The sequence below is a fragment of the Paenibacillus gansuensis genome, from assembly GCF_042684925.1.
GTDB lineage: Bacteria > Bacillota > Bacilli > Paenibacillales > DY6 > Paenibacillus_N > Paenibacillus_N gansuensis.
This window is the reverse complement of record NZ_JBHUME010000007.1, coordinates 666,700-679,464: the sequence shown is the minus strand read 5'-3', so window position 1 is coordinate 679,464 and position 12,765 is coordinate 666,700. Positions and strand designations below refer to the sequence as shown.

Here is a 12,765-nt window from a genome sequence, read left to right as displayed (position 1 = left end):
GTTACACCCGCGTCACAATGACGCCCAAAGTACCCGGTCCGACATGCGTCCCGATAACAGGTCCGATCCATGTATAGTCCATGGAGCTCACGTTCATATTCCCATGGATCAGTCCCGCTATTTGATCTGCCGGCAGCTGTGAATCCGTATATTCCACCATAACTTTGACAGGTTCCCCGGCAAATTCCTGCTTCATCAATTCTAAAATACGAGCCACCGCACGCTTATTCCCTCTTACTTTGTCCAGAGAAAATACCTCGCCGTCGTTATCGATCGATAGTATCGGCTTGATATTGAGAAGCGAGCCGAGTATTGCAGAAGCTTTCCCGATACGTCCGCCCTTTTGCAGATATTCTAAGGTATCCACCAGGAAATACACCTGCGTATTTCTTCTGATCTCAGCCAGCTTCTCCAATATCGACTCAAGATCGCTTCCGTTTCGAGCCATCTCTGCAGCAGTTGTGACAAGCACGCCTTCCCCGTAGGTTACGGTTTTGGAATCAAGCACAGTCACCTTGGTTTCATCCTCCAGCATGGAGCGAGCGATGGTCGCGGACTGGTATGTGCCGCTGAATCTGGAAGACAAATGAATGGAAAGAATATGAGTATCCGGGTCTTCCGTTAAAATACGATGGTATGTGTCCAGGAAATCAGCCGGAGAAGGCTGTGACGTCTTAGGCAGCACAGTGGCTCTAGGCAGCATCTGATAAAATTGATCCGGGTGCAAAGTCACGTTATCGAGGTAAGTTTCCCCGTCGATATTCACCTTCAAAGGAACCATCTCGATACCCAGCTCCTGACGCACGGATTGCGGGATATCAGCCGTACTGTCCGTAACGATCCGGATCGATGTCAACTTCTTCACCCCATTTTACTAGTCCGTTCTAATTACTCTACTGAGAAAATGTAACAATAAAGAGGCTGTCCGCCGCTATGAAGTTCCAGCTCCGTTCCAGGGTAGCGGTCCGACAGGAAATCGGCAATCGCCTGCGTTTCCTCTTCTTTCGCGTCTGCTCCGGTCAGAATGGTTACAATTTCGTCCCCGTTCACAATCATAGATTCCAACAGCTGTTTAGCGGTTTCAAGCAAATCCGGATGATTAACCACGATCTTATTATTCTTCAATCCGAGATAGTCGCCAGATTGGATCTGCAGATCGTCGATTTGCGTATCTCTGACCGCATACGTAATCTGGCCGGATGTAATGCGCCCGATAGCTTCTTTCATCGCAGGTGTATTGTTTTCCTCGATCTCCTCCGGATTGAACGCCAGCGCGGCCGCAATTCCTTGAGGTATCGTTTTCGTAGGGATGACCACGATCTGCTTATCCTCAACGAGATCTCTTGCCTGCTCCGCTGCCAGAATGATATTGGAGTTATTCGGATAAATATAGATAGTTGCGGCTTCAATGGCAGAGGCTGCTTTCACAAAATCTTCCGTACTCGGATTCATCGTCTGTCCTCCGGACAGAATGACGTCAACTCCAAGAGACGAGAAGATATCGGAAATTCCTTGGCCCATAGATACTGCAATCATGCCGTATGGTTTCACTTCCACGATAGGTTCGCTGCCGGTCTCTTCATAGAAATCGGCCGGTTCGAACTCACCCGCCAGAAGATCGCGGTGCTGGTCTCTCATATTCAAAATATTCATCCGTGTCAGCTCTCCATACTTCATGGACAAGTTGAACACATCCCCGGGCTTGCGGGAGTGGACATGAACCTTGATGATATCGCCGCTGTCGATAACAATAATCGAATCGCCGTCTTTGGCAAGTTCCCGGCGGTACGTTTCCTCGTGAAACGGCACATGGTTGAATTCCCCGGTAGAACGGTTAATGAAAAATTCCATATCATAAAAGAATTCAATCGCATCCGTATCAAGCTGAGCCTGTGCGCTCTTCGGAACCTGAATCGGTGCCGGTTCGGCAACTGCCGCCGCAGCACGGTAACTGGCGTCCAATGTATAATCCGTGGAGGCGCCGCCGGCCTTCAGTGCGCTGACAAACCCCTCATATATATACACGAGACCCTGGCCTCCGGAATCTACAACGCCTACTTGTTTCAGGACAGGCAGGAGATTCGGCGTGTTCGCAAGCGCTTCATTCGCTTTCTCCAGTACAGCCTCCATCAAGTCTACTACATCTGTTGCGCGTCTAGCGTACCAGACGGCATGCTTGGCTGCTTCTTTGGCAACGGTAAGAATGGTGCCTTCGACAGGCTTGACGACCGCTTTATAAGCCATGTCTACACCGGATTGAAAGGCCGCAGCCATTTCGGCAGGACCCGCCTGCTCCAAACCGGACACAGATTTGGCGAACCCGCGGAACAACTGGGATAGAATTACGCCCGAGTTCCCACGCGCGCCCATAAGAAGTCCTTTGGAAAGAAGTTCAGCCGACTTCCCCAAATGCGGCGACGATTTCTTCTTGAGCTCCTCGACTGCTGAAGTAATCGTCAAATTCATATTGGTGCCTGTATCCCCATCCGGCACCGGGAACACATTCAACGCGTTCACGTCCGCCGCATGGTCATGCAGGTTCCGGGCCCCCGTGACCACCATAGTTGTAAAATCCGTTCCATTAATAAAGCGCTTACTCAAGCTAATATTCCCCTTCCTAGCGAGATACGCGAACACCCTGTACAATTATATTTACAAAGTCTACGTGAAGTCCGACGACATCGTTCAATACATATTTCACTTTATTCTGGATGTTGTGGGCCACCTCTGATATTTTAGTACCATAACTGACAACCACGTATAAGTCAATATGGAGCCCCTCCTGTTCCCGGCGTATTTCCACACCGCGGCCCAGATTCTCCCGACCCAGAAGTTCAGCAATTCCGTCCTTTAATTGTTTGCGTGAAGCCATGCCTACAAGCCCATAACAATCCAAGGCAGCAGAACCAGCTAAACCGGCAATTACTTCGTCAGAGATATGAACTTTACCTAATTCGTTGTCTAGTTGAATCGGCATGCTTATACCAACTCCTTTTCAGATATTATGGACTAAATACCATTGTACTATAATGTACACAAAAAGGTAAGTATTTCATTGCTGCATACATCTTTTAACAGCTTTCCCGTCGCAGATTTTAGTAACCGCGCAAAGTTGGTTTCGAAAAAAACGATCGCCTCCTCATTGACATGAGCCTACTAACAATGCTATTATATCTAAGTGTTTTTATGTTGCGGTTTCTTTTTATGAGGGAGGTGTAGTAGATGTCTCGCAAATGCTATGTTACAGGCAAAGCTCCTGGCACAGGAAACAACGTTTCCCACGCTAATAATAAAACTAGACGCACTTGGGGCGTCAACGTTCAGAAGGTTCGTATCCTAGTGGACGGTAAACCTAAGCGCGTTTGGGTAAGTACTCGCGCTCTGAAATCCGGCAAAGTACAACGTGTGTAATTTGTCCGGAAACCCGGCAAGTTACAACGCAGAAAGATAACGTGTGTAATTTGTCCGGTAACTGACATGAACATGCCAAAAAAGCACCTGCAAAGGTGCTTTTTTTCGTGGCTTTTTTATGGTGTAGGACCGCTGCTTAAGGCCGGTCAACGGGATGAGGCGCGTCCCACCCTTCATGGCATGAACTGCAGAAAGCGCGCCATCAATTTCGTGCTGCCGTGCTGCCTACGGATGCCGGCCTTACGCCTCGCTTCCGTTAGTTTTTTTGAAAGGTGTTCAGCACGGCTTTCACGAAGCCACCCAAAAATTTCGGCAGTTTGAATGTGTAGAATTTCATATCTACCCCTCCTTAGCATAGTCTTGCGTTGTTCTCCGTAGGTTTAGCCGGAGCCTTCCTCCTGCATGTTCCCTGAGCCGTTACCTCAAATGACTCTTCGTGCGCCGGCCCTGGGCAAATCGCCGCAGCGATTGGCCTACAAGTCCATTCTATGCCGCAATGGCTATGATGGTTACCATTCGGAATAGGGGACGACACATGTGCGGGCACAAAAAAAAGATACGGCTGCATGCGCTGAACTGTTCAGCGGAGCTGTACGTCTCTCGTCTTGAGGGTAACGTTTGCTCATCTCATGTAACCATATCTATGCTTAAAACCGCGCTGCTATGCCTGTCTCACAGTCAGCAGATGTTTATTTCCCGCCTCGGATGGCCGCAATAGCCCCCGCACGATCCTTTGAACCAAAGACCGCATTTCCGGCAACAAGTACGTCTGCACCGGCTTCCACTACATGTGCGGCTGTTTCAGTGTTAATTCCCCCATCGACTTCTATATGGACACGGGAGAGGCCTTTTTGATCCAGCATTTGCTTTAAAGCTCTGATCTTATCCAGCGTCGCAGGTATGAACTGCTGTCCGCCAAAGCCCGGGTTAACGGTCATCACAAGCACCAGGTCCACATCTTGTAAAATAGGTTCAATCAAGGATACCGGAGTAGCCGGATTCAAAACGACCCCAGGCTTAACGCCGTGTTCCTTAATCAGGTGAATCACACGGTGCAAATGAGGGCAGGTTTCCACATGTACGGAAATGTAGTCCGCCCCTGCGTCAGCAAAAGCTTCGATATACTTTTCCGGTTCCTCCATCATCAGATGCACATCAAAAGGCAGCTTGGTGTAAGGGCGGATGGCTTTCACAATGACCGGGCCAAGGGTGATATTCGGTACAAAATGCCCGTCCATCACGTCGATATGGATCCAGTCGGCCCCGCCCTTTTCCACTTCCTGAATTTCCTGTCCCAGCTTGGCGAAGTCCGCCGAAAGGATGGAAGGCGCAATATGAATCACATTAGTACCTCCTTTTTCTGTCCTTCATTTCCGTAAGGAATTGAAGATAATGATCGTATCTCGAAGCAGCTACCGTACCCGCTTCTTTAGCATCGATGACCGCGCATTTAGGCTCATTTTGGTGCAGGCATCCCCTGAACTTGCATTGGGGCGCTAATGCGGCAAATTCAACAAAACAGGAGCCCAGTTCTTCCGGTTCGATATTCAAAAAATCCAGCTGGCTGAAACCGGGTGTATCAGCCACGACCCCGCCGTTTTCTAAATGGATCAATTCCACATGACGTGTCGTATGCTTTCCCCGGCCCAGCTTCATGCTGATTTCATTGGTTTCCAGTGTTAAGCCGGGGACAATCCGGTTTAACAGCGTCGATTTTCCGACTCCGGACTGCCCGGAGAACACGCTGATCGTGCCTGCAAGACGGTCCCGCACCTCTTCAACACCGATTTCATTTCTCGAACTTGTCCAAATGACCTCATACCCAATATCGCGGTATAGGCGGACCGCCTCTTCACAAGCAGTTCTGTCTTTCTCTTTCTCAAGCAGATCCGCTTTGGTCAGGCAAATGACGGACGTCAACCCGGCATGCTCCGTATGGACAAGAAATTTATCCAGCAGCTGAATATTCAAAGCCGGTTCCGCCATGGAGAAAACCAGAACGGCCTGCCGCACATTCGCGATAGGGGGACGGATCAGCTCCGTTGACCGGGCATGGAGTTCATCCACCATGCCTTCCCCGTTCTCCGTTATGCTGAAATCCACCCGGTCGCCGACCAACGGGGACTGTCCTCGTTTTTTGAATATGCCCCGCGCCCGGCATTGCACGGTAGCGGCGCCGCCGTCCGGCAGCACGTAATAATACCCTGCTAAAGCCTTCACAATTAAACCTTCAGGCATGAACTCAATCCTCGTTATCCGTCATTTTAATTCGCTGCGAACCTAGTCTTTTTTGCCTTTATCCTTGCCCTTGTCCTTCCCCTTGTTATCCTCTGGAGGAGCAGCTCCAGAAGTAGTATCCGTAACGGCGGGATCTGAAACGGCTGGCTGGTCTCCACCCGAAGCCGGATCGGTTGTTTCCTGGGAAGGGCTGTCAGGGATAGTTACCGCCGGCTGATCGCCGTTGTCTACCTGATCGTAAGGGATGGTAGCTTCATTCACTTTCTGGTCGTCACGGTATACGCGAATTATACCGTCTTTTTCGGGCGATAGTACCAATTCCACAGGGAACGTCTGCGTATCCGTTATCTTTTTGGCGCCCCACTCAATATTGTCACCGCGGGCATCGCTGTATACGATCCGGACCTTGCTCTCTTTACCCTGCTCAGCGGGAGGTACGGTTACCATCTGGGTCACAAATTTAGCTTCTTCCGGATAGCCGGAGGAAATATAAATCGTAATCTCGGAATTTTCCGCCACAGGTGCGTTGGGTTCGTAAGGCCACTGTTTAAATACGACGCCTTTAGGCGCATAGCTCGGTTCCGATTTGATATTCCCTTCCGGAAGCTTCAAATTATGCTGAAGCGCGATCGCTTTAGCCTCATTCTCAGTATACCCCACCAAGTTAGGCATTTTAAACGTCTCGCGGCCTTTACTCACGGTAAATACAAGAGCATCCTTCTTCGGATTCATTTCCTGGTTGGCCGGAAGCGACTGGTCCAGAATGATTCCCGGCTCCTCATCGGAGTACACCACATTATCGGAAATCAGCGCCTCGTCCACGCCCTGAGAGATCAGATTGGCTTTCACCTTCTCATAATTCTGCCCTTTGTAATCGGCCAGCATTACCATCGTAACGCCTTTGCTTACAGTGAGCTGAATGCGGTCTCCCTTTTTCACCTTCATGTCCATCTTGTTCTGCTCAAGTACCGTATCTTTCGGAACCTCTTCGTTCGCAACATAGATAGGCGGCTCCTCGACCCCGAGCCCTGCTTCCATCAAGGAAGTACGCGCTTCATCCAACGTCATGTTAATAACGTTCGGAACGGCTACTTCTGGAACAGTAAGCTGGGCTTTCACCCACTGCACGCCGAACCACATGAGCAGAAGCAGGATGAGCGTCCCTAGAATCCATGACATAGGCTTGATCCAAGTTTTTTTGCGCTTAGATTCAGTTCCGCTAAGCTCTGCTGTATCTCCCGTCCCCGGAAACGTTCCCGGGTTCGTTGCCTGTTGGGAAGCCTGGTTGGCTGCCTGATACGCGGCAACATGCTCCGGTTTGATAGCGGGCAGGACTCTAGTCTGTTCCCCGTCATCAAACGTATGGAACTGTATTTTCGGTTCATTCAACCTCGTTGGCAGCAGACAGGTTTCCAAATCACGAAGCATTTCCGTTGCCGACTGGTAGCGTTCCTCAGGGTTTTTGCGCATAGCTTTCAAGATTACATTCTCAACGCTCTGAGGAATGACCGGGTTTACCTTACGGGGTTCTTCCACATGTTCCTGTAAATGCTTTAAAGCGACGCTGATCGGACTTTCGCCAAGAAAAGGCAGTTGGGCCGTCAGCATTTGATAAAGTACGATACCTAAAGAATATAAGTCCGATTTCTCACCGGTGATGACACCTTTGGCATGCTCTGGAGAGAAATAGTGAACGGATCCGATAACAGAACCTGTTTGGGTAATGGTAGATGACGTCACCGCGCGGGCGATTCCGAAATCGGTTACTTTTACCCGTCCGTTCTTGCCGATCAAAATGTTGTGCGGTTTAATGTCCCTGTGAATAATATGATTCTGATGCGCATGTTCCAGTGCATCGCATATTTGGGAAGCGACCCGAACGGACTCTTCCACTTGCAGAGGGGCCCTTTGCTGTATAATTTCATTCAAATTATGCCCGTCAATATACTCCATGACGATATAATGAATTTCATCTTCTTGTCCGACATCATAAATGCTGACCACATTCGGATGAGATAACGATGCAGCAGACTGGGCTTCTCTGCGGAAACGGCGGATGAACTCCTCGTCGTGCACGAACTGCTGACGCAGCACCTTTACGGCCACTTTCCTGTTCAGCAGAATGTCATGCCCTTTGTAGACGAGTGCCATGCCTCCGCCGCCGATCCGGGAAATAATCTCGTAGCGTCCGCCTAGTTCTAATCCGATCATTCATCTCACCCCTTTCCTTCATCATCTGCAGGTACATTCCATAGCAGGGCGACCGAAATATTGTCGTCTCCGCCTTCTTCCAGGGCAAGGCGGACTAGTTCACGGGTTTTGGCATCCAAATCCGACGAGCTGGCCAAAGTCAGCTGCAGTTCGCCCGGATCAACCATATTGCTCAGCCCGTCGCTGCACAGCAGAACAATATCTTCCTCATTCCAGTATAAATGCTGGATTTCAGGCTCCACGAGCATTTCCGTTCCCAACGCACGGGTAACCACATTCCGGCGGGGATGGTGGATCGCCTCTTCGCTTGAAATCTGCCCTGATTTTAACAGTTCGTTCACGAGAGAATGATCGTCCGTTAACTGCCGCAATACGCCGTCACTTAATTTATACACACGGCTGTCCCCGATATGTCCCACAATGATAAAATGATCCGCTGCAAGCACGACCACTACTGTGGTTCCCATTCCCCGCAGGCGGTCCTGTCCCGAAGCAATTGTGTAAATTGCCCGGTTGGCCTGAAGAATCGCTTCTTTCATAGCCAATTCCAGCTGGCCGATCGACATCTCTTTATGTACACGCCGCATCAGAGCCGTAATCTGCTCCATTGCGGTCTGGCTTGCGGTCTCCCCGGCCTGATGGCCGCCCATGCCGTCGGCAACGACAGCAAGATAAAACCCGCTCGGCAGCTTCTCCACTACCGCGCGGTCCTCGTTCACCGGGCGGATCCGCCCGATGTCCGTAAGGTAAGCTGATTTCATTTCGAATATCACCTCGAACTGGATTCCATATGTTTCGCGCGCAGCTGACCGCATGCTGCCGCAATATCATGCCCCTGCTCCCTGCGGATCGTAGCATTGATCTTCTTCCGTTCCAGAACGCGCTGGAATGCAAAGATATCGTCTCTCGGTGTCCTGACATAGTCACGTTCAGGCACATAGTTGACCGGAATCAGGTTAACGTGGCAAAGCAAGTCCTTGAGCACATCCGCCAGTTCCTCCGCATGCTCGGGACGGTCGTTAACACCGCCGATTAACGCATATTCGAACGTAATGCGGCGGCCTGTTTTGGCAATATAGTAACGGCAGGCTTCCATTACGTCTTCGAACGGGAAGCGGCGGTTGACCGGCATCAGCTTAGAGCGCAGAGCATCGTTCGGCGCATGGATGGAAATCGCCAGGTTGATCTGGGTGTTCTCCTCGGCAAACTTATAAATACTGGGCACGATCCCCGACGTAGAAACGGTAATATGTCGCTGCCCGATGTTCAGGCCTTTCTCGTGAATCATAATACGCAGGAAGTTCATGGTGTTATCATAGTTTTCAAAAGGTTCCCCTATGCCCATGATGACAATGGAACTGACGCGCTCTTTGGTAGCATCGAGAATTTTCTGTGCCTGCACGACCTGGGCGACAATTTCGCCCGTTGTCAGGCTTCGTTTCAACCCGCCCAAAGTAGATGCACAAAACGTACATCCGACACGGCAGCCGACTTGCGTAGTTACGCAGATGCTGTTGCCGTAGCTGTGTTTCATAATGACGGTTTCGATCGAGTGTTCGTCGGACAGCGCAAACAGGAATTTCACAGTGCCGTCTTTGGACTCGAACCGGGTAATCTCGCTAAGGGTTACAAAATTAAATTGAGCCTCCAGCTTCTCTCTGAGGCTCTTAGGTAAGTTAGACATTTCTTCAAAGCTGCCGACACGCTTCACATAGAGCCAGTCAAAAATTTGCCCGGCGCGGAACGCAGGCTCCTTGTTCTCTTTGGCCCATTCCTGCAGCATCTCGAGTGTATAGTCATAAATGAACGGTTTCAAATTATCACAACCTATTAGTTTTTCAATTATTGTATGTCATCCGTTATATTTTATCATAAACGGCGTTATGTCTAAAGGGTAGGTCCGGGAGCGTGACGCTTTCGAACATACCCTTCGGATGAGTTTACCTGATTTTACGAAGCCGGGCAATGAAAAAACCGTCCGTGTGAAAATGCTGCGGCAGAATTTGAAGCATTCCTTCACTCAGCCTGGCCTTTTCCAAAACGGCGCGGGGCACAAGCGAATCAAGCTCCGTATCCAGTTGATAGTCCGGATGTTCGCTCAGGAAACGCTGCACTTGCTTCTCGTTTTCTTCCGGTTCAATCGTACAGGTGCTGTACACAAGCACACCGTCCTTGCGCAGCAGCCCGGCGACCGAGCGGAGAATGTCATACTGCAGATCGGCGATTTCGCCGATCTCGCTCTCCCGCTTGGTCCATTTGGCGTCCGGCTTCCGCCGGATGACGCCGAGTCCCGAGCACGGCGCATCCAGCAGGATGCGGTCGAACGAGCCCGGCGCAAAGCGTCCGGCCAGCTCTTTCGCATCCCCGACCGCCGTGCGGATCGAGCTGAGGCCGAGGCGCGAAGCCTGCTCGGCCACGAGCGCTTCCTTGTGCGGATGCACATCGTTCGCGGTTATCTTGCCGCGATCGCTCATTTTCTCCGCCAAGTGCGTGGTTTTGCCGCCCGGGGCGGCGCAGCAGTCCAGGACGGACATGCCGGGCTGCGGGTCGACGACTTCGGCGACCAGCATCGAGCTTTCGTCCTGCATCGTCAGCAGCCCTTGGCGGAACCACGGAGAGTGCGCCATATTACCGGCGTTCTCGATCACAACGCCCGCCGGCGCGACCACGGACGGGCGGGCAGACACCCCCTCCCGCTCCAGCTGCGCCAGCAGCTCCGCGCGGGAGAGCCTGTTCGCGTTCGCACGTACGCTGACGTGCGGCGCGGCATTGTTCGAAGCGGCTAACTTCGCCGCTTCTTCTTCGCCGTACTGCGCCGCCCACCGGGCAACCATCCATTCCGGATGGGAATGCTCGAGGGCGATGCGGCGTACGGCGGGCAAATCCGCCGGCAAAGTCAACGTATCCATGCTGCGATGCACATTGCGCAGCACGCCGTTGACCATGCCGGAAATGCCTTGGTGTCCGCGGCGTTTGGCGATGTTGACCGCCTCGTTCACCGCCGCGTGCACCGGAATCCGGTCCAGGTAATACAGCTGATAAAAACTCAGCCGCAGCAAGGCGCGTACCCATGGCTGCAGCTTGGCCACACCCTTGGCCACAAAACGGTCCAGGAAATAATCGATCGTGTTCATCCGCTGGATCGTACCGTACACTAGCTCGGTTACAAGCCCGGCTTCCTGCCGCTCCAGCTCATGCTTCTGCAGGCTCTGATTCAACAGGAGGTTGCTATAAGAATGTTCCGTTTCGATCCGGGTGAGGATGTCCATCGCAAGCTCGCGGGCGGAAGGCGTCCGCGGCTTGCCGCCTGACGGTTTGCCGGAAGCCGTGCCGCCAGGAGCACCAGCCCCGTTACTGCGGCGGTTTCTGCGTGACGTCCCCTTACCGGGACTGCCGCTGTTCTGTTTACGTTGTTCAGTCAAAGTATACTTACCTTTCTATATCGCGATGATGATATAATCACCCGAAAACCGTGCCGGCTTCGAGTTTACTGCCACGGTTAAATTGTGCCACATCCATCGCCTTCTTACCCGCAGGCTGGACCTCCGTCAGCAACACCGTGCCGTCTCCGGCAGCCACTTCGATACCCTCGTCTGAAACGCGGAGCACCGTTCCCGGCACAAGCGTTTCCGCTCCCGGACTGCGCATCACCGTACCTATCCGGCATTTCCAAACCTTAAATACCTCACCGTTCCAAAGCGTAAATGCTACCGGCCATGGATTCAATCCGCGCACCTGGTTGAACACGTCTCTAGCGGAACGCTGCCACTGAATTCTCTCGTCATCACGCGTGATGTTAGGAGAATATGTGGCTTCCTCATCGTTCTGCGGGACAGCCTCAATACGGCCCTCGATAATCGCGGGCAGCGTTTCTTTCAGCAAAGCGGCTCCGGCAACAGCCAGTTTCTCAAACATCGTTCCGGCCGTGTCCTCCTCACCGATCGGTAGCGCTGTTCTGCTGATCATGTCACCGGTATCCAGCCCCTCGGCCATATACATGATCGTAACGCCCGTTTCCGGCTCGCCGTTCATGATCGAATGCTGAATCGGCGCGCCGCCGCGGTATTTAGGCAGTAAGGAGCCATGTACATTAATGCAGCCGAGCTTCGGCAGATCCAGAACCGCTTTGGGAAGAATCTGACCGTAAGCTGCCGTTACAATCAGATCCGGTTTCAGCCTTGCCAGCTCTTCCACCGCTTCGGGCGAACGCATTCTGGCAGGCTGCAGAACCGGGAGGCCATGAGCCAGCGCTTCCACTTTCACCGGCGGAGGCGTCAATACGCGCTTACGGCCTTTGGGCCGGTCCGGCTGTGTTACAACTCCTACGATGTTATAACCGCCTTCTAACAGAACACGGAGAGAGGGAACTGCGAATTCCGGAGTCCCCATGAATACGATATTCATCCGTCCTCACTCCTCAGGCTGTGTTCTTGGGTCGTATACGGAGGTAGCCAGATCAGTGAACAGAACCCCGTTCAAATGGTCCACTTCATGCTGAAAGCAGCGGGATAACAAGCCTGTAGCTTCCACCGTAATTTCCTTGCCGTCGCGGTCAAGGCCCCGTACCGTAATTTTCTCATGCCGTTTCACTTCACCGTTCAGGTTCGGGATACTCAAGCATCCTTCGGCGCCGATCTGCTCGCCTTCCTGTGCGATAATTTCCGGGTTTACCATCTCGATCAGACCGTGTTCGTCGCCTACATCGACTACAATCACTCTTTTAGAAATGCCGATTTGCGGCGCAGCCAGGCCTACCCCGTCCGCGTCGTACATCGTATCCGCCATATCCGTAAGCAGCTTTTGAATGTTCGGGGTCACTTTCGGAACGGGTTTGGCAATTTCTCTTAATACCGGATCCGGATCTTTTACAATAATACGAATAGCCATCTATACTTCCTCCTATAG

At 51.9% G+C, this 12,765-nt stretch carries 13 protein-coding genes; 1 reads left to right on the top strand and 12 read right to left on the bottom strand.

All coding sequences use genetic code 11. From position 1 onward, the window contains the following. Position 1 precedes the first annotated feature (1 nt). From ACFSUF_RS10920 to ACFSUF_RS10910, 3 genes are read right to left on the bottom strand one after another with little or no spacing between them, the layout of a single operon-like run. Positions 2 to 865, bottom strand: a complete 864-nt coding sequence (locus ACFSUF_RS10920; protein ID WP_377602797.1) for a DegV family protein — start codon at positions 863 to 865, stop codon at positions 2 to 4. A gap of 23 nt (positions 866 to 888) precedes the next feature. Further along, on the bottom strand, positions 889 to 2,601 hold the full coding sequence (locus ACFSUF_RS10915; RefSeq protein WP_377602795.1) for a DAK2 domain-containing protein: 1,713 nt from the start codon (positions 2,599 to 2,601) through the stop codon (positions 889 to 891). A 16-nt stretch (positions 2,602 to 2,617) separates the two neighbouring features. Then, entirely contained in the window at positions 2,618 to 2,977 is a 360-nt protein-coding gene (locus ACFSUF_RS10910; protein WP_377602794.1) for an Asp23/Gls24 family envelope stress response protein, read from the bottom strand. Between the two features lie 245 nt (positions 2,978 to 3,222). On the opposite strand from ACFSUF_RS10910, the gene rpmB reads away from it, so the two are divergent. Further along, a complete protein-coding gene (gene rpmB / locus ACFSUF_RS10905; protein ID WP_068608211.1) occupies positions 3,223 to 3,411 on the top strand; it encodes a 50S ribosomal protein L28 in 189 nt (62 codons plus the stop codon). Positions 3,412 to 3,667: 256 nt separating this feature from the next. Here the strand turns inward: rpmB and spoVM are convergent, their stop codons facing one another. The 9 genes from spoVM to def all read right to left on the bottom strand — a co-directional run bounded on the left by spoVM (position 3,668) and on the right by def (position 12,747). Then, complete coding sequence (gene spoVM / locus ACFSUF_RS10900) at positions 3,668 to 3,748, bottom strand: stage V sporulation protein SpoVM (protein ID WP_055107596.1); 81 nt, start codon at positions 3,746 to 3,748, stop codon at positions 3,668 to 3,670. A gap of 352 nt (positions 3,749 to 4,100) precedes the next feature. Next, positions 4,101 to 4,754, bottom strand: coding sequence for a ribulose-phosphate 3-epimerase (gene rpe, locus ACFSUF_RS10895; RefSeq protein ID WP_377602792.1), 654 nt, complete (start codon positions 4,752 to 4,754; stop codon positions 4,101 to 4,103). Position 4,755: 1 nt separating this feature from the next. Next, positions 4,756 to 5,649, bottom strand: coding sequence for a ribosome small subunit-dependent GTPase A (rsgA, locus tag ACFSUF_RS10890; RefSeq protein WP_377602791.1), 894 nt, complete (start codon positions 5,647 to 5,649; stop codon positions 4,756 to 4,758). Positions 5,650 to 5,691: 42 nt separating this feature from the next. Continuing rightward, positions 5,692 to 7,860, bottom strand: coding sequence for a Stk1 family PASTA domain-containing Ser/Thr kinase (gene pknB / locus ACFSUF_RS10885; protein ID WP_377602790.1), 2,169 nt, complete (start codon positions 7,858 to 7,860; stop codon positions 5,692 to 5,694). Positions 7,861 to 7,865: 5 nt separating this feature from the next. Continuing rightward, positions 7,866 to 8,621, bottom strand: coding sequence for a Stp1/IreP family PP2C-type Ser/Thr phosphatase (locus ACFSUF_RS10880; RefSeq protein WP_377602788.1), 756 nt, complete (start codon positions 8,619 to 8,621; stop codon positions 7,866 to 7,868). A gap of 8 nt (positions 8,622 to 8,629) precedes the next feature. After that, a complete protein-coding gene (gene rlmN / locus ACFSUF_RS10875) occupies positions 8,630 to 9,676 on the bottom strand; it encodes a 23S rRNA (adenine(2503)-C(2))-methyltransferase RlmN (protein ID WP_377602787.1) in 1,047 nt (348 codons plus the stop codon). Positions 9,677 to 9,800: 124 nt separating this feature from the next. After that, the gene (gene rsmB, locus ACFSUF_RS10870; RefSeq protein ID WP_377602786.1) at positions 9,801 to 11,282 is read right to left on the bottom strand and encodes a 16S rRNA (cytosine(967)-C(5))-methyltransferase RsmB; all 1,482 of its coding nucleotides are present in this window, start codon (positions 11,280 to 11,282) and stop codon (positions 9,801 to 9,803) included. Positions 11,283 to 11,319: 37 nt separating this feature from the next. Then, the gene (gene fmt, locus ACFSUF_RS10865) at positions 11,320 to 12,264 is read right to left on the bottom strand and encodes a methionyl-tRNA formyltransferase (RefSeq protein ID WP_377602784.1); all 945 of its coding nucleotides are present in this window, start codon (positions 12,262 to 12,264) and stop codon (positions 11,320 to 11,322) included. A gap of 6 nt (positions 12,265 to 12,270) precedes the next feature. After that, positions 12,271 to 12,747 (bottom strand): peptide deformylase, encoded by a 477-nt coding sequence (gene def, locus ACFSUF_RS10860; protein ID WP_377602782.1) that lies wholly within the window; start codon positions 12,745 to 12,747, stop codon positions 12,271 to 12,273. Positions 12,748 to 12,765 lie beyond the last annotated feature (18 nt).

What these genes read in the sequence shown, in the direction of transcription:
- ACFSUF_RS10910 (WP_377602794.1), bottom strand. Translation starts at nt 2,977, where the DNA reads ATGCCGATTCAACTAGACAACGAATTAGGTAAAGTTCATATCTCTGAC.
- rpmB (WP_068608211.1), top strand. Translation starts at nt 3,223, where the DNA reads ATGTCTCGCAAATGCTATGTTACAGGCAAAGCTCCTGGCACAGGAAAC.
- spoVM (WP_055107596.1), bottom strand. Translation starts at nt 3,748, where the DNA reads ATGAAATTCTACACATTCAAACTGCCGAAATTTTTGGGTGGCTTCGTG.
- rsgA (WP_377602791.1), bottom strand. Translation starts at nt 5,649, where the DNA reads ATGCCTGAAGGTTTAATTGTGAAGGCTTTAGCAGGGTATTATTACGTG.
- pknB (WP_377602790.1), bottom strand. Translation starts at nt 7,860, where the DNA reads ATGATCGGATTAGAACTAGGCGGACGCTACGAGATTATTTCCCGGATC.
- ACFSUF_RS10880 (WP_377602788.1), bottom strand. Translation starts at nt 8,621, where the DNA reads ATGAAATCAGCTTACCTTACGGACATCGGGCGGATCCGCCCGGTGAAC.
- fmt (WP_377602784.1), bottom strand. Translation starts at nt 12,264, where the DNA reads ATGAATATCGTATTCATGGGGACTCCGGAATTCGCAGTTCCCTCTCTC.
- def (WP_377602782.1), bottom strand. Translation starts at nt 12,747, where the DNA reads ATGGCTATTCGTATTATTGTAAAAGATCCGGATCCGGTATTAAGAGAA.